The organism is Rhodoferax sp. (assembly GCF_012927445.1).
In the GTDB taxonomy this organism is placed as follows: domain Bacteria; phylum Pseudomonadota; class Gammaproteobacteria; order Burkholderiales; family Burkholderiaceae_C; genus Rhodoferax.
On record NZ_JABBPD010000007.1, the window covers coordinates 686427 to 704070 of the forward strand.

A 17644-nucleotide genomic window follows, 5' to 3' on the forward strand; every position below is an offset into this window, starting at 1 on the left:
AGACTGCCCACAGAGTGAAAGCCGCACGCTACGTCGCAAGGGCTACAAGTCTTTGCGGGTAGTGGTTTGAAATATACAGATCAACCAAGGATCCACCATGGCTCGCCATACCCCCATTGAGCGCTACCGCAATATCGGTATTTCGGCTCACATTGACGCCGGTAAAACCACTACCACCGAGCGCGTGCTTTTTTATACTGGCGTGAGCCACAAAATTGGTGAAGTCCATGACGGCGCGGCCACCATGGACTGGATGGAGCAGGAGCAGGAGCGTGGCATCACGATCACCTCCGCTGCAACGACCTGTTTCTGGACGGGGATGGACAAGTCCCTGCCTGAGCACCGTATCAACATCATTGACACCCCCGGCCACGTGGATTTCACGATTGAAGTCGAGCGCTCGATGCGCGTGCTGGATGGTGCGTGCATGGTGTACTGTGCGGTGGGTGGTGTGCAGCCCCAGTCCGAGACTGTTTGGCGCCAGGCCAACAAATACAAGGTGCCACGTCTGGCCTTTGTGAACAAGATGGATCGTACCGGCGCCAACTTTTTCAAGGTCGTGGATCAGATGAAGTTGCGCCTGAAGGCCAGCCCTGTTCCCATGGTGATTCCAATCGGCGCAGAAGAAAACTTCACTGGCGTGGTTGACCTGATCAAAATGCGGGCGATCGTTTGGGACGAGGCTTCACAAGGCATGAAGTTTGAGTACCGCGAAATTCCTGCTGACTTGGTGGAAAGCGCCAAGGAATGGCGTGAAAAAATGGTCGAGGCCGCTGCCGAGGCGTCCGAAGAGTTGATGAACAAGTACCTTGAAGAAGGTGACTTGACTGAAGCCGAGATCAAGTTTGGTATCCGCACGCGCACGATCGCCAGCGAGATCCAGCCTATGTTTTGCGGCTCTGCGTTCAAGAACAAAGGCGTGCAGCGCATGCTGGATGCCGTGATTGAGTTCATGCCGTCGCCGGTGGATATTCCGCCGGTCAAGGGCATGGACGAAGATGAAAATCCAGTGGTGCGTAAGGCAGACGATAAGGAGAAGTTCTCGGCCCTGGCATTCAAGTTGATGACCGATCCGTTTGTCGGCCAGTTGACCTTTGTGCGCGTCTATTCCGGCGTGCTGCAAAAAGGCGATACCGTCTATAACCCGATTCGCGGCAAGAAAGAACGCATCGGTCGCATTGTGCAAATGCACGCCAACAACCGCGAAGAAGTCAGCGAAATCGTCGCCGGTGACATCGCTGCCTGTATCGGTTTGAAAGATGTGACCACGGGTGAAACCCTGTGCGATCCAACGGCCATCGTGATGTTGGAGCGCATGGTGTTCCCGGAGCCGGTGATTACCCAGGCCGTGGAACCCAAGACCAAGGTCGATCAGGAAAAAATGGGTATTGCTTTGCAGCGTTTGGCGCAAGAAGATCCATCTTTCCGCGTCAAGACCGACGAAGAGTCGGGCCAGACCCTGATCGCAGGTATGGGCGAGTTGCATCTGGAAATTATTGTTGACCGCATGAAGCGTGAGTTTGGCGTGGAAGCCAACGTCGGCAAGCCGCAAGTGTCCTACCGCGAAACCATTCGCAAGACGGTGGAAGACGCTGAAGGCAAGTTTGTGCGCCAGTCCGGCGGCAAGGGCCAGTACGGTCACGTGGTATTGAAGATCGAACCCAATGAACCTGGCAAGGGCATTGAGTTTGTGGATGCGATCAAGGGTGGCACGGTGCCCCGCGAATACATCCCGGCGGTTGAAAAAGGCATCAACGAGGCCGTCACGCAAGGCGTGTTGGCTGGCTACCCAGTCGTTGACGTTAAGGTCACGCTGCATTTCGGCTCGTACCATGATGTTGACTCGAACGAACTGGCATTCAAGATGGCCGCCATCTTCGGTTTCAAAGAAGGTTGCCGCAAGGCTGGCCCGGTCATTCTTGAACCCATGATGGCAGTTGAGGTGGAAACGCCAGAAGACTACGCCGGTAACGTGATGGGCGATTTGGCCTCACGCCGCGGCATGGTGCAGGGCATGGAAGACATGGTTGGCGGCGGCAAGGCCATCAAGGCTGAAGTTCCATTGTCAGAAATGTTCGGATACTCGACGACTTTGCGCTCCATGTCGCAAGGCCGCGCCACTTACACGATGGAATTCAAGCATTACTCGGAAGCTCCGCGTAACGTGTCCGAAGCCATCATGGCAGCGCGCGCCAAATAATTTCAAGTTGTCTGCGACGGTGTGCCGCCCTGTTCCCGTGCGGGGCGAATCAGCAACATCGTGCAAACATTAAACCTGTACACGGGAACTAGCTCTTTGGAGAATTGATAATGGGAAAAGAAAAATTCACACGTACCAAACCGCACGTCAACGTCGGCACGATTGGCCACGTCGATCACGGTAAAACTACGCTGACCGCCGCCATCACCACGGTGCTGGCCGCCAAATTTGGCGGTACCGCCAAAGGCTATGACCAGATCGATGCCGCACCTGAAGAAAAGGCCCGCGGTATCACCATCAATACCGCGCACGTTGAATACGAAACGGCTAACCGCCATTACGCTCACGTTGACTGCCCAGGACACGCTGATTACGTTAAAAACATGATCACTGGCGCGGCCCAAATGGACGGCGCTATTCTGGTCTGTTCCGCTGCTGACGGCCCCATGCCTCAGACCCGCGAGCACATCCTGCTGGCGCGCCAGGTCGGCGTGCCTTACATCATCGTGTTCCTGAACAAGTGCGACATGGTCGACGATGCTGAATTGCTCGAACTCGTTGAAATGGAAGTTCGCGAGTTGCTCGACAAGTATGATTTCCCTGGTGATGACACCCCTATCATCCACGGCAGCGCCAAGCTCGCCATGGAAGGTGACAAGGGTCCGCTGGGCGAAGAAGCCATCATGAAGCTGGCTGATGCACTCGACACCTACATTCCCCTGCCAGAGCGCGCCATCGACGGTGCCTTCCTGATGCCAGTGGAAGACGTGTTCTCGATCTCGGGTCGTGGCACCGTGGTGACCGGTCGTATCGAACGCGGTATTGTTAAAGTCGGCGAAGAAATCGAAATTGTCGGTATCAATGACACGCAGAAAACCATTTGCACCGGTGTTGAAATGTTCCGCAAATTGCTCGACCAAGGTCAAGCAGGCGACAACGTCGGCATCTTGTTGCGCGGTACCAAGCGCGAAGACGTGCAGCGCGGCCAAGTGCTGTGCAAGCCCGGTTCGATCAAGCCACACACCCATTTCACGGGCGAGATCTATGTCTTGTCCAAAGATGAAGGTGGCCGTCACACCCCGTTCTTCAACAACTACCGTCCCCAGTTCTACTTCCGTACCACGGACGTGACCGGTGCGATCGAGTTGCCAGAAGGCAAGGAAATGGTCATGCCAGGCGATAACGTGTCGATCACCGTCAAGTTGATCAACCCGATTGCCATGGAAGAAGGTCTGCGTTTTGCTATCCGTGAAGGTGGCAAGACGGTCGGTGCCGGTGTGGTTGCCAAGATCATTGCTTAAGGAATTACCATGGCTACCAAACAAAAAATTCGCATTCGCCTGAAAGCTTTTGACTACAAACTCATCGACCAGTCGGCCGCTGAAATTGTGGATACAGCTAAACGCACTGGCGCTATTGTCAAGGGCCCGGTGCCTTTGCCAACGCGTATGAAGCGTTTCGACATTCTGCGTTCGCCACACGTCAACAAGACCAGCCGCGATCAGTTTGAAATTCGTACACACCAACGCCTGATGGACATTGTTGACCCAACGGACAAAACCGTTGATGCGTTGATGAAGCTTGATCTGCCCGCTGGTGTGGATGTTGAAATCAAGCTGCAGTAAATCATGGGGAGGTTCGGTATAACCGGACCCCCTTGAGGATCCAGGTATTGAATGAACTTGCACGCAAAAGGTGTTCGGGATATACTTGAAGGCTCTGTCGAGAATGCTATGCATCTTCGACAGAGTTTTATTAACAGTCTTTCACGCAAAACGTTGTAGCCAATTGCAGTTGCAACGGTGAGAGTTACGGAGAAAATAATGAGTCTGAGCAACTCCCTAGGGTTGCTGGGCCGCAAGGTGGGCATGATGCGCCTATTCACCGATGAGGGGGATTCAATCCCTGTCACGGTGGTGGACGTGTCTAACAACCGTGTGACCCAGGTCAAAACCCAAGAGAATGACGGCTACGTGGCCTTGCAGGTGACCTTTGGTTCCCGCAAAGCTTCGCGCGTCACCAAGCCTGCCGCTGGTCACCTTGCTAAAGCAGGTGTTGAAGCTGGTGAAGTTATACAAGAATTCCGTCTGACTGCCGATGTGGCTGCCCAGTACAAAGCAGGTGCAACAGTGCCTGTGGCGGCTGTGTTTGCTGTTGGCCAAAAGGTTGATGTGCAGGGCACGACCATTGGTAAGGGCTTTGCAGGAACAATCAAGCGTCACCACATGAAGTCGCAACGGGCGTCGCACGGTAATAGCCGTTCGCACAACGTTCCTGGCTCCATTGGTATGGCGCAAGATCCTGGTCGTGTGTTTCCTGGTAAGCGCATGACGGGTCACTTGGGTGTTGACACGGTCACTACCCAGAATCTGGATGTGATCCGCATTGACGAAGCTCGTCAATTGTTGATGATCAAGGGGGCTATTCCTGGTTCGGCTGGCGGTTTTGTGACCGTTCGTCCTGCCATTAAAGTCAAAGCCAAAAATGCTGAAACGAAAGGAGCGAACTGATGCAGCTCGAACTCCTGAATGATCAAGGTCTGGCAACTTCTAAAGTTGAAGCGCCGGAAACAGTGTTTGGTCGCGCATACAACGAAGATCTGGTTCACCAGATTGTGGTTGCTTTCCAGGCCAATGCCCGTCAAGGCACTCGCGCCCAGAAAGACCGTGAACAGGTCAAGCACTCGACCAAGAAGCCTTTTAAACAAAAGGGTACGGGTCGCGCTCGTGCTGGTATGACTTCCTCGCCATTGTGGCGCGGGGGCGGTCGGATTTTCCCGAACATGCCTGACGAAAATTTCACGCAAAAAATCAACAAGAAGATGTACCGTGCCGGCATGGCGTCCATCTTGTCGCAGTTGGCGCGTGAAGGCCGTTTGGCTGTGGTTGACTCCATGAAGGTGGACTCGCCTAAAACCAAGCCTTTGGCTGCCAAGTTCAAGGCCATGAATCTGGAATCCGTTTTGGTGATTGCCGACGAAGTCGACGAAAACCTGTACCTTGCATCCCGGAATCTGGTGAATATTTTGGTTGTTGAGCCGCGTTACGCTGATCCAGTGTCCCTGGTTCACTATCGCAAAGTGCTTGTCACCAAGGCCGCGATGGAAAAACTCCAGGAGATGTTCGCATGAGCCATGGTCCAAATCTGACTACATTTGACGAAGGTCGTCTGATGCAAGTGCTCGTCGCGCCAATCGTGTCTGAAAAGGCAACGATGGTCGCTGAAAAGAGCAATGCGGTGACCTTCAAAGTGCTGCAAGACGCTACCAAATATGAAATCAAGGCCGCTGTGGAATTGATGTTCAAGGTTGAGGTTAAGGGCGTCTCTGTGGTGAACACCAAAGGCAAAACCAAGCGTTTTGGCAAGTCTGTAGGCCGTCGCGATAATATTCGCAAGGCTTATGTGACGCTGAAGCCTGGTCAAGAGCTGAACCTCGGTGGGGAGGCTGCGTAATCATGGCTGTTATTAAAATGAAACCAACTTCACCAGGCCGTCGTGGCGTGGTGAAGATTTCGCGTGACCACCTGTACAAGGGTGAACCTTTTGCGCCGTTGCTAGAACCTCAGTTCCAGCATGCCGGCCGCAATAATAATGGTCACATCACAACCCGTCACAAAGGCGGCGGTCACAAGCACCACTATCGCGTGGTTGACTTCCGTCGCACGAAGGACGGCATACCTGCCAAGGTTGAGCGTATTGAATACGATCCAAACCGCTCGGCTCACATCGCACTGGTGTGTTATGCCGACGGTGAGCGTCGCTACATCATTGCTCCCCGTGGTCTTGAGGTTGGTGCCTCCATCATGAGTGGTGCAGAAGCGCCAATTCGTGTTGGTAACACTTTGCCTATCCGCAATATTCCGGTGGGTTCCATCGTGCATTGCATCGAATTGCAAATTGGCAAAGGCGCACAAATCGTACGTTCAGCCGGTACTTCTGCAACTTTGCTAGCGCGTGAAGGCATCTACGCTCAAGTGCGTATGCGTTCGGGTGAGGTTCGTAAGATCCACATCGAATGTCGTGCAACGCTTGGCCAGGTCGCTAACGAAGAGCACAGCCTGCGTCGTCTCGGCAAAGCCGGTGCGAAGCGCTGGAAGGGTATTCGTCCGACCGTTCGCGGTGTTGTCATGAACCCGGTGGATCACCCACATGGTGGTGGTGAAGGCAAGACCGGCGAAGGCCGTCATCCAGTCGATCCTTGGGGTAATCTGACCAAGGGTTACCGTACCCGTAACAACAAGCGCACGCAGGTCATGATCGTGTCGCGTCGCAAGAAGTAAGGGGCAGGTAAATGACTCGTTCTCTCAAAAAAGGTCCGTTTGTCGACCATCATTTGGTCGCAAAAGCTGAAAAAGCTGTTGCAACCAAAGACAAAAAGCCGATTAAGACTTGGTCGCGTCGCTCAATGGTTTTGCCCGATTTCATCGGTCTGACCATCGCGGTGCACAACGGCAAACAGCACGTGCCAGTCTATATCACCGATCAAATGGTTGGCCATAAGTTGGGGGAGTTTGCTCTCACCCGTACTTTCAAGGGTCACCCTGCAGACAAAAAAGTCTCAAAGAAATAAGGAGGTGACCATGGAAACACGTGCAACCCTTCGTGGCGTTCGTTTGTCGGTCGATAAAGGCCGTTTGGTCGCGGATTTAATTCGCGGCAAGAAAGTGGATCAAGCCTTGAACATCTTGATGTTCACGCAGAAAAAAGCTGCCGTGATCATCAAGAAGGTTCTGGAGTCTGCCATTGCCAACGCTGAGCATAACGACGGTGCCGACATCGACGAATTGAAGATCACTTCAATCTTCGTCGAGCAAGGTGCCTCGCTCAAGCGCTTCACGGCCCGCGCAAAAGGTCGCGGCAACCAAATCAGAAAACCCACGTGCCATGTGTACGTGACGGTTGGTAACTGAAAGAGGCCAGGAAGATATGGGACAAAAAATCCACCCAACCGGCTTTCGCTTGTCGATTAGCCGCAATTGGGCATCACGCTGGTACGCCAATGACCGTGACTTTGCGGGTATGTTGGCTGAAGACATCAAGGTGCGCGAGTACCTGAAAGCCAAGCTTAAAAACGCGTCTGTGTCGCGTGTGCTGATCGAGCGTCCAGCCAAGAATGCACGTATCACAATTTTCTCGGCGCGTCCGGGTGTTGTGATCGGCAAAAAAGGCGAAGACATCGAGAACTTGAAGCGCGAATTGACACGTCAATTGGGCGTGCCGGTTGCAGTGAACATTGAAGAAGTGCGCAAGCCTGAAATTGATGCCAAACTGATTGCCGACAGCATTACGCAGCAGTTGGAAAAGCGGATCATGTTCCGTCGTGCCATGAAGCGTGCCATGCAAAATGCGATGCGTCTGGGTGCCTTGGGCATCAAGATCATGTCGTCAGGTCGTTTGAACGGTATTGAAATTGCGCGTTGTGAATGGTATCGCGAAGGTCGCGTGCCACTTCATACACTGCGTGCCGATATCGATTACGGTACTTCTGAAGCTAAAACAACCTACGGCATCATTGGTGTCAAGGTTTGGGTCTACAAGGGTGACACGTTGGGTCGTAATGATCTGCCGGCCGCTGTTGAGCCCCGTGCTGATGAAGAGCGTCGTCCACGTGGCCCACGTCGTGATGCCCGCCCTGGTTCTGACCGTCCCGCACCTCGCGGCGCGCGTCGTCCTCCAATGGGTGGCAACACTGCGCCTGCCGATGGCAGCGACAAACCTGCTGAGGCTACTGGGGCCGATGCACAAAAACCCGCCGTTCAGCGCGTCCGCAAGGTAGCCGCGCCAGCTGCAGCAGCTGACGGTAAAGGAGAATAATTATGTTGCAACCCGCTCGTCGCAAATATCGCAAAGAGCAAAAGGGCCGTAACACCGGTATTGCGACTCGAGGTAGCTCGGTCGCGTTTGGTGATTTTGGTCTGAAATGTATTGACCGTGGCCGTTTGACCGCTCGTCAGATTGAAGCCGCACGTCGTGCGATTTCCCGTCACGTTAAGCGTGGTGGTCGTATCTGGATTCGTGTGTTTCCTGATAAGCCGATTTCCCAAAAGCCTGCTGAAGTGCGTATGGGTAACGGTAAAGGCAATCCCGAGTATTACGTGGCTGAGATTCAGCCAGGTAAGATCGTTTTTGAAATCGTCGGCGTGACTGAAGAGTTGGCTCGTGAAGCGTTTCGTTTGGCAGCCGCCAAGCTGCCTTTGCGGACCGCTTTTGTGGCTCGCATGATTGGCCAGTAATCAGGAGAACATGATATGAACACTACTGAACTACGCCAAAAAGACGTTGCCGGTCTGCAAGCTGAAGTTAAAGAGTTGCAAAAAGCTCACTTCGGTCTGCGTATGCAAAAAGCAACGCAACAACTCAACAACACCGCTACGCTGCGCTCTACGCGCCGTGATATTGCTCGCGCCAAGACTATTCTTGTCGAGAAGCAAAGCGCTGAAAAATCCGCCAAATAAGGAGCTATAAATGACGGAAGCTAAAACATCCCTCAAGCGTACTCTGACTGGCAAGGTTGTCAGTGATAAGCGTTCGAAAACTGTGACGGTGTTGATTGAGCGTCGTGTCAAGCACGAGCTCTACGGCAAAATCGTTGGTAAGTCCAGCAAGTACCACGCCCATGACGAAAAGGGCGAGTACAAGATGGGTGATGTCATCGAAATTACCGAAAGCCGTCCTATCTCTAAAACCAAGAACTGGGTAGCGACCCGCTTGGTTCAAAAGGCAGCTGCGGTTTAAGTCTTTGCAGTCTTCCGACTGCAGGTCTCGCAAAAACGGCTCACAATGTGAGCCGTTTTCAATGCTGGATTCGAATCAACTATTTCAGGAGCATTTAATGATTAAAGTCGGTGACACACTGCCCGCGGTAACCTTGATGGAATTTTCGGAAGTGGAGGGCGGTGGTTGCAGTATCGGCCCCAATCCAGTAGAGGTAGCCACGGCCAGCGCGGGGAAGACCATTGCGTTGTTTGCGCTACCGGGTGCCTTCACGCCGACTTGCTCCGCCCAGCATGTGCCAGGCTATGTTGAAAAGTTTGCCGAGTTGAAAGCTGCTGGAATTGATGAAATCTGGTGTATCAGCGTGAACGATGCATTTGTCATGGGCGCCTGGGCGCGTGAGCAAAAAACTGCGGGCAAAGTGCGCATGCTGGCAGATGGTGATGCTGCTTTTACCAAAGCAACCGGCCTGACGCTTGACCTGACCGGGAAGGGACTCGGTTTGCGAAGCAACCGTTATTCCATGTTGGTGAAAGACGGCAAAGTGGTGACGCTCAATATTGAAGCGCCAGGAAAGTTTGACGTGAGTGGCGCGACCACCATGCTGGCGCAAGCCAAAGCCTGAGTTATGGCTTGAAGCAACAACGTCGTTGCCTCGCATTAGCGGCGACGTTGTTAGATTGAACTGGCTGAGCTGCTCCGAGATTTTTCGCGGGGCTTTGATGGTGAGGGCGGCTTCATACCGCCCAAGATTCCGACACAGCAGAACTTACCCTGCTTGTTTAACGAGCCAAGCCACTAACGTCACGCAGCCCAGCAAAATGAGGATGGCCAGCGTGCGTGAACTTGCGTCGTCGCGTGAACTGGGTGTGACGATCAGCGTTTCTTTGTCGCCGCCAATCATGGGGCGAACCAGATTCTCGCCCTTCTTGAACTGGTAGAACAGAATGGCACCGACGTGCAGCACGACCAAACCGATGAGGATCAGTTTGCCAATATCCTTGTGATAAAAAGTGGCGAGGTTGACCGTGGCGTTGGACACAAACTTGCTGAGGGGCCCGGTTGCTGCGATCTCGTCGTCGCTGATCAGGCCGCTGCCAACTTGCAGGAGAAGAAAGCCCATCAGTGCAAACACCGATACCGCGCCTAACGGATTGTGTCCAATCGATGGCCTGCTCGGGCCCTGACCCTTGATGTAACGAAGGATGGCGGCAGGAGAATAAAGGAAGGACGCAAAGCGAGACCAGCGGCCGCCAACCACGCCCCAAATAAGGCGAAACAGCAGCAGACTCAGCACGGCATAACCGAATCGGAAATGCCAAACCATCGCCTCGCCGCCGAACTGAGCGCTTGTGACCAAAGCCACGACACAAACAAGCAGTGACCAATGGAAAAATCGCGTGGGCAGGTCCCAGACCCTGACTTTGGTGGACATCATTCAAACTCTCCATATTGGCAAAGAATCAGTCGTAAATTGACGGCTGACAGGGAAGTGCATATTGTGCGTTGCGCCGCCGTAGCGAACCGGCGCTCAGTAGTTTCCCTAGTGGCGTTGTTGGGTTAGGACAGTCAAATCGCTCCTACACTCATTGCCAGAGTTCGTAAAAATATCAACGCAGAAAACCAAATGAAAAAAATCGCATCTTTTGTTCTCGCTGCGTGTGCCGTGGCATTTGCGGTACCCGCAGCCGCCCAGTTTGCCAAACCGGAAGATGCGGTCAAGTACCGCAAAAATGCCTTGTTTGTCATGCAGCAAAATTTTGGCCGTATAGCGGCCATGGCCGCTGGCAAAGCCTCGTTTGACGCCAAAGTTGCGGCGGACAGCGCGGCCATCGCCGAGTTTGTTGGCAAGCTCCCGTGGGCTGCTTTTGGCGAGGGGACCGACAAAGGTGACACGCGCGCCAAGCCCGAGATCTGGAAGGAGCCCGCCAAATTCAAGGAGTACGCCGACAAGATGCAAGCCGAAATGTCAAAGCTCGCCGCCGCTGCAAAAACCGGCAGTCTGGACAGCATCAAGACAGCGGTCAGCGCAACAGGGGGCACTTGCAAAACCTGCCATGACGCTTACCGGAAAGAGTGAGTTACTGTGAAAAGGGGCTGATGGTTTCAAGCTTCAGCCAGCAGCTTTTCAATCAAGCGATGGAGTTCCGCTAGGTCGGGTTCGCCGATGTAGCGCTTGACGATCTCACCGCGTTTGTTGACGAGGTAAGAGGTGGGCGTCAGTAACACATCACCCCAGGCCTTGGCAACTTCGCCAGTGTTGTCAATGGCCACACTGAAGGGTAGTTTACGGGTTTGCGCAAAGTTGACGACATAGCTGGGCGGGTCATAACTCATGGCCACGGCGATCGTGTCATAACCTTGCGACTTGTATTTGTCGTAGGTGGCGATCAACTTGGGCATCTCCGCGACACAGGTGACACAACTGGTGGCCCAGAAGTTCACCAAGGTCACTTTTCCCTTGAGGTGCGTCGTATCCTTTTTGGAGCCGTCGAGCATCACAAAAGAGGAGAGGGGTGCCGCAGACAGACCTGAGTTCAGGTAAATGCCCAAACTGATTGCCAAAACAACCGCGGCTGCGGCAAGATACAAACTTCGTTTCATTTAACAGGTGTGTCCATGGATCGTCGACAGTTTAATTCCATTCCGGTGCCGATGCTGGCGGCGGTCATCATGCTGGCGCAACAACGTGCGTATGCCCTGTCAATTGATGATCTGAGCAATGCGGAGGCCTCCCAAGGCCTCAAAATCGCTTTGGAGAAAGGCGCCATCGCCGCGGTGAGCTTGTTAGGCAAAACAGATGGATTCCTGGGCAATGAAAAAGTTCGCATTCCTTTGCCGGGTTATCTGGAGGATGCGTCCAAATTACTCCGGCTCCTGGGGCAAGGGGACCGCATTGACGAACTGGTCACGAGCATGAACCGTGCGGCCGAAGCCGCAGTGCCGATGGCCAAGGACTTGCTGGTCGGCGCGGTCCGGACCATGAACGTGACCGACGCCAAGAAAATTCTGACGGGGGGCGACACCTCAATCTCCGCCTTTTTCGCCGATAAAACCCGTGCCCCGCTCAGTGTCAAATTTTTGCCCGCCGTGACCAAAGCGACCGCTAAAGTGGGATTGACCGAAAAGTACAACCAGGTGGCGGGCAAGGCCGCGGGTTTGGGACTGGTCAAACAGGAAGATGCGAATATCCAGCAGTATGTGACCGGCAAATCATTGGATGGCCTCTATTTGATGATTGGCGAAGAAGAAAAGAAGATTCGGCAGGACCCGGTGGCAACGGGCAGCGCCGTATTGAAAAAGGTGTTTGGCGCGCTGAACTAGCCCGTGGTCGCTCGTTTGCGGCAGCCCGCCGTGCGGCGTGTCCCCACGGATAATCGACGCATGCGTTATTTCAAATTTGTCGCGGCCTGGTGCGGTTTGTCGCTTCTTCTCGGCTGCAGTCCGACCTTCAATTGGCGCGACGTCCACCCCGATCAAGCGCCGCTGACGGCCCTGTTTCCCTGCAAACCCGAGCAGAGCGCGCGCCGGGTTGCGCTGGCGGCGAAAGACGTGACGATGACGATGTTGACGTGCGATGCCGGCCATGCCACGTTCACACTGGCCATGGCTGAGACCAACGACGCCAGCAGCACCGGCGCAGTGCTCCGCCAGTGGAAGTCGGCAACCCTGGGGAATATGCAGGCGGTAACGTCCAGCGAGCGCCTCTTTGCGCTCAAAGGGAGCAGCGGGTTGGCGCCACCGGTGCAGGTGCGCGCGTCAGGAACGCGCCCGGACGGAACCGCCCTGACGCTGCAAGCGGTCTGGTTTGCCGCAGGCTCACAAGTGTTCCAGGCGGCGGTGGTCGCGAATGCGGCCAACCCGGCGGTGGCGGACACTTATTTTGCCGGGCTCCGCCTCCAATGACGACGTTGCCGAAACGCGCCGCCATTGTGGTTTTTCTGGCGTTTGCCTTTGCCTACTTCTTTTCGACCCTGATCCGGGCCATTACCGCCACCCTGTCGCCGACGCTGACGCGCGAGTTTGCGCTCAATGCCAGTAATTTGGGCTTGCTGGCGGGCGGCTACTTTCTGGGGTTCGCGGCGACCCAGTTGCCCTTGGGCAAGTGGCTGGACCGGCATGGGCCGAAAAAAGTCATTCTCAGTTTTCTGACGGTGGCGGTGCTGGGCTGTGTCGCTTTTTCTTTGGCCACCAGTTTTACCGGCCTGCTGCTGGCGCGAATTTTGTGTGGCGTCGGCGTCAGCGCCTGTCTGATGGCGCCGTTGACGGGCTACCGTCGCTGGTTTCCCGCCACCACCCAGATGCGGGCGAATTCGTGGATGCTGATGACCGGCTCCTTGGGCATGGTGGCGTCCACCCTGCCGGTGCAATGGTTGATGCCCATCGTCGGCTGGCGCGTGTTGTTTTGGGCATTGGCGGCGCTGGTGCTGCTCGCGATGGTGCTGATTGCCTGGCAGGTGCCGCCATGGAAAGCGGCGTTGCCACCGGGGTCTGACGCAGGGCAAGCCAAGGCCAGCTATGCCGAGGTCTGGCGCCATCCTTATTTCCGCAAGATGGCGCCGATCGGCTTTTTTTGTTACGGCGGCCTGGTCGCGATGCAGACGCTCTGGGCGGCCCCCTGGATGATCAAGGTGGCGGGCTACAGCCCGCTGCAAGCCGCCAGTGGTTTGTTCTGGATCAATGTGGCGATGCTGGGCACGTTTTGGGCCTGGGGTCTGGCCAACCCGTGGCTGGCCCGGCGCGGTTTCCATGCGGATCGACTGATTGCCCGTGGCTTGCCCGCCAGCTTTGTGTTGCTTGCTATTGTAATAATAGCTGGTCCCGCACTGTCGACGGGGGCTGGCGCCTTGTGGGCCTTGTATTGCATGAGTTGCACCTTTGTCTCGCTGGCGCAGCCGGCGGTGGGCATGGCCTTTGCACCCGCGCTCGCCGGGCGGGCGCTCTCGGCGTACAACCTGGTGATATTTGCCGGGGTCTTTGTCGTGCAGTGGGGCATTGGCCTGGCGGTAGAAGGATTCAGGGCGCTGGGACTGTCCGAGATACAGGCCTTCCAGACGGCAATGAGCGTGTTTTTACTGTGTTCCGTTGCGGCCTATCTCTATTTCCTCTCGGCAAAAAGCCATAATCAGTCCCTCTGACGTGATCACGACCGCGCTGGTCTGCGTTGCCGGCGGTGCTGTCTGTCCCACAAGTTTAGAAATATATGAATATCGGCATTCTTATCATCGCTCACGCGCCCCTGGCCAGTGCCCTGCGCCAGTGCGTTTTGCATGTGTTTGCCGACGCCGAGGCGGGAGTGGCTGCCTTTGATGTGCAGCCCAACGTGCCGCCCGAAGAAACGCTGGCCGGTGCCGCGCAGGCGCTGGCACTGCTGGACTCCCCGCAGACGCTGGTGTTGACCGACGTGTTTGGGGCGACGCCCTGCAATGCGGCCCAAAAACTGGTTGACGGTTTGAATTCAAAATTAATAGCCGGGGTAAATCTGCCCATGCTCTTGCGCACGGTCACGTACCGCCATGAATCGCTCGATTCGCTGGTGGCGCGGGCCTTGGCCGGCGGCACCCAGGGTGTCCTGTCGGTGGCCGTGACGGCGCCCCAGAATCAGGTGAAAAAGAAAAATGATCAAAGCAACGACGACCATCAGCAATAAATTAGGCCTGCATGCGCGCGCCTCGGCCAAATTAACCAAGATGGCGGGCAGCTACCCGTGCGAGGTCTGGATGGTCAAAGGCGAGCGCCGCGTCAATGCCAAGAGCATCATGGGTGTCATGATGCTGGCGGCCGGGATCGGCAGCACGGTAGAAGTGGAGACCAGCGGCGAGCGCGAACAGGAAGCCCTGGCGGCGTTGCTGGCCCTGATTGCCGATAAATTCGGAGAAGGTGAGTGACTTTCGCCATTCACGGCCTGGCGGTCGCCCGCGGCATTGCCATCGGGCGTGCGGTGCTGGTGGCCTCCAGCCGGGTGGACGTCGCGCACTATTTCATCGAGCCTTCCCAAGTGGAGTCCGAGATCGACCGGATTCGCATCGGGCGCAATGCGGTGGTGGACGAGATTCTTCGCCTGCAAGCCAGCTTGATGAACAAGGGCCCCAGAGAAGCGCCGCATGAGTTGACCGCCTTGCTGGACGTGCACCTGATGCTGTTGCAGGATGTCGAACTGATTGCCGGCGTCAAGCACTGGATCACCCATCGCCTGTATAACGCGGAGTGGGCGCTCACAACGCAGCTGGAAGTGATTGCGCGCCAATTCGACGAAATGGAAGACGAGTACCTGCGCGGACGCAAGGCCGACCTGGAACAAATCACGGAGAAAGTGCTGCGCGCCATGAACGGTGTCGCCTCGGCCGTGGTGCCTGCCCCCGCTCGCACCGTCCGCAAAAAGTCGCAGCAGGACCTGTTGCTGGATGACACGGTGGATGTGCCGCTGATTCTGATCGCGCACGATCTGTCGCCGTCCGACATGCTGCAGTTCAAGCAGAGCGTGTTTGCCGGTTTCATCACCGATGTGGGCGGCAAGACTTCCCACACCGCCATCGTGGCCCGCAGCCTGGACATTCCGGCGGTGGTCGGCGCGCGCCTGAGCAGCCAGCTGGTGCGGCAGGACGACTGGGTCATCATCGACGGCGATGCCGGCGTGGTGGTGGTGGATCCGTCTCCCATCATTCTGGCGGAGTATGGTTTCAAGCAGCGCCAGGGCGAACTCGAACGTGGCCGCCTGTCCCGCTTGCTCAACACCCCGGCGGTTACCCTGGACGGCCAAAAAATTGAATTGCTGGCCAACATCGAGATGCCGGAAGACGCGCCGGGCGCGGTCAAGGCCGGCGCGGTCGGTGTCGGCTTGTTCCGCAGCGAGTTTCTGTTCATGGGGCGCCAGGGCAAGCTGCCCAATGAAGAAGAACAGTACCAGGCCTACAAACGGGCCATCGAAGGCATGCAGGGTCTGCCGGTGACGATTCGCACGGTCGATGTTGGGGCTGACAAACCGCTGGACAAGGCGTTGATGGACGGCGCCCACCTGAACCCGGCGCTGGGCCTGCGTGCCATTCGCTGGAGCCTGGCTGATCCGGCCATGTTTCTGACGCAGTTGCGGGCGATTCTGCGCGCCGCCGCCCATGGTCAGGCGAATTTACTGATCCCGATGCTGGTGCATGCCAGCGAAATTCGCCACACCATGGCCCTGATTGACCGGGCCCGCGTGGAGCTGGACAACCGGGGCGTGGCTTATGGTCCGCTCAAGATCGGCGCCATGATCGAGATCCCGGCGGCGGCCCTCACGCTCAAGGTGTTCCTCAAATATTTTGATTTCCTGTCGATTGGCACCAATGATCTGATCCAGTACACGCTGGCGATCGACCGCGCCGATGAATCGGTGGCGCATTTGTACGACCCCTTGCATCCGGCGGTGCTGCGGCTGGTGGCGGGCACCATTGCCGAAGGCAGGGCGCAGGGCAAACCGGTGAGTGTTTGCGGTGAGATGGCGGGTGACGTCAGCCTGACCCGTTTGTTGCTGGGCATGGGGCTGCGCAGTTTTTCAATGCACCCGGCACAAATTCTGGCCGTGAAGCAAGAGGTGCTGCGCGCCGATACCAGCAAGCTGGCTGGCTGGGCCGAGCAGGTGATGTCCGACGACGAACCGGCGCTGCGAATGGCCCGGCACTAGCCGCCCAACAGCCGGAACGCCAGCGGGATCAGCAGCGAGGCCAGCACCACCTGCAGGCCCAGTGCCAGCCCGGCATAAGCGCCGGCATCGGCGTTAACCTGCAGCGCCCGCGCCGCACCAATGCCGTGGGCGGCAGTGCCCAGCGCAAAACCGCGGGCCACCCAGCCCGGGGCGTTGCTGGGGATCTTCAGCGCATCAAACAGGTATTTGCCGCTCAGGGCGCCGACCAGGCCGGTGATCACGGCAAACACCGCCGCCAGCGCGGGTATGCCGCCAATCTTGTCGGCAATGCCCATCGCCACCGGGGCGGTGACCGATTTGGGCGCCAGCGACAGCACCACGTCGGTGGGCAAGCCAAAGGCCCAGCCCAACACCAGCGCCGAGCCACTGGCCGCCACGCCGCCCGCCAGTGCCGCCAGCAGCAAGACACGCCAGCGCTTGAGCAACTCAGCGCGGCGCTCCCACAGCGGCCAAGCCAGCGCGACCACCGCCGGGCCGAGCAGGAAGTGAATGAATTGCGCGCCGGCAAAGTAAGTGGGGTAACTCACGCCGGTAGCCAGCAGCACGCTGGCCAGGGTCACCACCGTCCACAGCACCGGATTGGCCCACGGCGCCTGCTGCAGCCGCGCATAAGCGGCCTGCGCCAGCACATAAACCACCAGCGTGGCGGTCAGGCCAAACAGCGGCGTGGCGGAGAGATAGACCCAGAGTTGAACGAAATCAGGCATCGGTTTTTCTCCGGCCCCAGTGCAAGGCCAACGCGGTGACCGCCAGCCCGATCCAGGTCGACAGCACGATCACCACCAGCATGCGCACGCCGTACTGGCCGATCACCCCCAGATGTGTCATGACCCCGACGCCGACCGGCACAAACAGCAAGGAGAGGTGTGACAGCAAAAAATTGGCGCACACCGCCACTGGCTCGCGCACCAGCGGCAGGCGCAGTGCCAGCAGCAGCAACAGCATCCCGATCACCGGGCCGGGAAACGGCAACGACAAGCCCCGGGAGAGCAGTTCGCCGATTGATTGCAGCGCCAGCAGCCAGGCCAAGCCACGCAGTCCATTCATGA

At 56.7% G+C, this 17644-nt stretch carries 25 protein-coding genes; 21 read left to right on the forward strand and 4 right to left on the reverse strand.

Annotation, left to right across the window (positions count from 1 at the left end; genetic code table 11):
• Positions 1 to 97: 97 nt before the first annotated feature.
• The 14 genes from fusA (at position 98) to HHJ17_RS14980 (ending at position 9539) form a co-directional block, all read left to right on the forward strand.
• Positions 98 to 2200, forward strand: a complete 2103-nt coding sequence (gene fusA, locus HHJ17_RS14915) for an elongation factor G (RefSeq protein WP_296496999.1) — start codon at positions 98 to 100, stop codon at positions 2198 to 2200.
• 110 nt (positions 2201 to 2310) lie between these two features.
• Positions 2311 to 3501, forward strand: a complete 1191-nt coding sequence (tuf, locus tag HHJ17_RS14920) for an elongation factor Tu (protein ID WP_296497000.1) — start codon at positions 2311 to 2313, stop codon at positions 3499 to 3501.
• 9 nt (positions 3502 to 3510) lie between these two features.
• On the forward strand, positions 3511 to 3825 hold the full coding sequence (gene rpsJ, locus HHJ17_RS14925; RefSeq protein ID WP_028250951.1) for a 30S ribosomal protein S10: 315 nt from the start codon (positions 3511 to 3513) through the stop codon (positions 3823 to 3825).
• Positions 3826 to 4023: 198 nt separating this feature from the next.
• Positions 4024 to 4710: a 50S ribosomal protein L3 gene (gene rplC, locus HHJ17_RS14930; RefSeq protein ID WP_296497001.1), complete on the forward strand. Its 687-nt coding sequence runs from the start codon at positions 4024 to 4026 to the stop codon at positions 4708 to 4710.
• Positions 4710 to 5330, forward strand: a complete 621-nt coding sequence (rplD, locus tag HHJ17_RS14935) for a 50S ribosomal protein L4 (protein ID WP_296497002.1) — start codon at positions 4710 to 4712, stop codon at positions 5328 to 5330. Before rplC ends, rplD begins: the two co-directional genes overlap by 1 nt.
• The gene (rplW, locus tag HHJ17_RS14940; protein ID WP_114968165.1) at positions 5327 to 5653 is read left to right on the forward strand and encodes a 50S ribosomal protein L23; all 327 of its coding nucleotides are present in this window, start codon (positions 5327 to 5329) and stop codon (positions 5651 to 5653) included. The genes rplD and rplW overlap by 4 nt, the downstream gene beginning before the upstream one ends.
• Before the next feature lie 2 nt (positions 5654 to 5655).
• On the forward strand, positions 5656 to 6480 hold the full coding sequence (gene rplB / locus HHJ17_RS14945) for a 50S ribosomal protein L2 (RefSeq protein ID WP_296497004.1): 825 nt from the start codon (positions 5656 to 5658) through the stop codon (positions 6478 to 6480).
• An 11-nt stretch (positions 6481 to 6491) separates the two neighbouring features.
• Complete coding sequence (gene rpsS, locus HHJ17_RS14950; RefSeq protein ID WP_296497005.1) at positions 6492 to 6770, forward strand: 30S ribosomal protein S19; 279 nt, start codon at positions 6492 to 6494, stop codon at positions 6768 to 6770.
• A gap of 10 nt (positions 6771 to 6780) precedes the next feature.
• Positions 6781 to 7110, forward strand: a complete 330-nt coding sequence (gene rplV / locus HHJ17_RS14955; protein WP_114968162.1) for a 50S ribosomal protein L22 — start codon at positions 6781 to 6783, stop codon at positions 7108 to 7110.
• Between the two features lie 16 nt (positions 7111 to 7126).
• On the forward strand, positions 7127 to 8014 hold the full coding sequence (gene rpsC / locus HHJ17_RS14960) for a 30S ribosomal protein S3 (RefSeq protein ID WP_296497007.1): 888 nt from the start codon (positions 7127 to 7129) through the stop codon (positions 8012 to 8014).
• A 2-nt stretch (positions 8015 to 8016) separates the two neighbouring features.
• Positions 8017 to 8433 (forward strand): 50S ribosomal protein L16, encoded by a 417-nt coding sequence (gene rplP / locus HHJ17_RS14965; protein ID WP_296497009.1) that lies wholly within the window; start codon positions 8017 to 8019, stop codon positions 8431 to 8433.
• Between the two features lie 15 nt (positions 8434 to 8448).
• Complete coding sequence (gene rpmC / locus HHJ17_RS14970; RefSeq protein ID WP_296497011.1) at positions 8449 to 8655, forward strand: 50S ribosomal protein L29; 207 nt, start codon at positions 8449 to 8451, stop codon at positions 8653 to 8655.
• Between the two features lie 10 nt (positions 8656 to 8665).
• Positions 8666 to 8935, forward strand: coding sequence for a 30S ribosomal protein S17 (rpsQ, locus tag HHJ17_RS14975; RefSeq protein WP_296497012.1), 270 nt, complete (start codon positions 8666 to 8668; stop codon positions 8933 to 8935).
• A gap of 97 nt (positions 8936 to 9032) precedes the next feature.
• Entirely contained in the window at positions 9033 to 9539 is a 507-nt protein-coding gene (locus tag HHJ17_RS14980) for a peroxiredoxin (RefSeq protein WP_296497013.1), read from the forward strand.
• A gap of 144 nt (positions 9540 to 9683) precedes the next feature.
• On the opposite strand, the gene HHJ17_RS14985 is transcribed toward HHJ17_RS14980, so the two are convergent.
• Positions 9684 to 10352, reverse strand: coding sequence for a cytochrome b/b6 domain-containing protein (locus HHJ17_RS14985; RefSeq protein ID WP_366557547.1), 669 nt, complete (start codon positions 10350 to 10352; stop codon positions 9684 to 9686).
• Between the two features lie 189 nt (positions 10353 to 10541).
• Between HHJ17_RS14985 and HHJ17_RS14990 the strand changes: the two genes are divergently transcribed.
• Positions 10542 to 10994 (forward strand): cytochrome c, encoded by a 453-nt coding sequence (locus HHJ17_RS14990; RefSeq protein ID WP_296497014.1) that lies wholly within the window; start codon positions 10542 to 10544, stop codon positions 10992 to 10994.
• A 26-nt stretch (positions 10995 to 11020) separates the two neighbouring features.
• On the opposite strand, the gene HHJ17_RS14995 is transcribed toward HHJ17_RS14990, so the two are convergent.
• A complete protein-coding gene (locus HHJ17_RS14995; protein WP_296497015.1) occupies positions 11021 to 11518 on the reverse strand; it encodes a TlpA disulfide reductase family protein in 498 nt (165 codons plus the stop codon).
• Positions 11519 to 11533: 15 nt separating this feature from the next.
• On the opposite strand from HHJ17_RS14995, the gene HHJ17_RS15000 reads away from it, so the two are divergent.
• The 6 genes from HHJ17_RS15000 to ptsP all read left to right on the forward strand — a co-directional run bounded on the left by HHJ17_RS15000 (position 11534) and on the right by ptsP (position 16574).
• Positions 11534 to 12238 (forward strand): DUF4197 domain-containing protein, encoded by a 705-nt coding sequence (locus HHJ17_RS15000; protein ID WP_296506329.1) that lies wholly within the window; start codon positions 11534 to 11536, stop codon positions 12236 to 12238.
• 60 nt (positions 12239 to 12298) lie between these two features.
• Entirely contained in the window at positions 12299 to 12820 is a 522-nt protein-coding gene (locus HHJ17_RS15005) for a hypothetical protein (protein WP_296497018.1), read from the forward strand.
• Positions 12817 to 14052 (forward strand): MFS transporter, encoded by a 1236-nt coding sequence (locus HHJ17_RS15010; protein WP_296506333.1) that lies wholly within the window; start codon positions 12817 to 12819, stop codon positions 14050 to 14052. Before HHJ17_RS15005 ends, HHJ17_RS15010 begins: the two co-directional genes overlap by 4 nt.
• A gap of 65 nt (positions 14053 to 14117) precedes the next feature.
• Positions 14118 to 14564, forward strand: coding sequence for a PTS fructose transporter subunit IIA (locus tag HHJ17_RS15015; RefSeq protein ID WP_296506335.1), 447 nt, complete (start codon positions 14118 to 14120; stop codon positions 14562 to 14564).
• Positions 14533 to 14802 (forward strand): HPr family phosphocarrier protein, encoded by a 270-nt coding sequence (locus HHJ17_RS15020; RefSeq protein WP_296506336.1) that lies wholly within the window; start codon positions 14533 to 14535, stop codon positions 14800 to 14802. Before HHJ17_RS15015 ends, HHJ17_RS15020 begins: the two co-directional genes overlap by 32 nt.
• Positions 14799 to 16574, forward strand: a complete 1776-nt coding sequence (ptsP, locus tag HHJ17_RS15025; protein WP_296506338.1) for a phosphoenolpyruvate--protein phosphotransferase — start codon at positions 14799 to 14801, stop codon at positions 16572 to 16574. Before HHJ17_RS15020 ends, ptsP begins: the two co-directional genes overlap by 4 nt.
• On the opposite strand, the gene HHJ17_RS15030 is transcribed toward ptsP, so the two are convergent.
• Together HHJ17_RS15030 and HHJ17_RS15035 are read right to left on the reverse strand one after the other, a co-directional pair.
• Positions 16571 to 17302 (reverse strand): LrgB family protein, encoded by a 732-nt coding sequence (locus HHJ17_RS15030; RefSeq protein ID WP_296497026.1) that lies wholly within the window; start codon positions 17300 to 17302, stop codon positions 16571 to 16573. The genes ptsP and HHJ17_RS15030 overlap by 4 nt on opposite strands.
• The gene (locus tag HHJ17_RS15035; protein ID WP_296497027.1) at positions 17295 to 17642 is read right to left on the reverse strand and encodes a CidA/LrgA family protein; all 348 of its coding nucleotides are present in this window, start codon (positions 17640 to 17642) and stop codon (positions 17295 to 17297) included. Before HHJ17_RS15035 ends, HHJ17_RS15030 begins: the two co-directional genes overlap by 8 nt.
• Positions 17643 to 17644 lie beyond the last annotated feature (2 nt).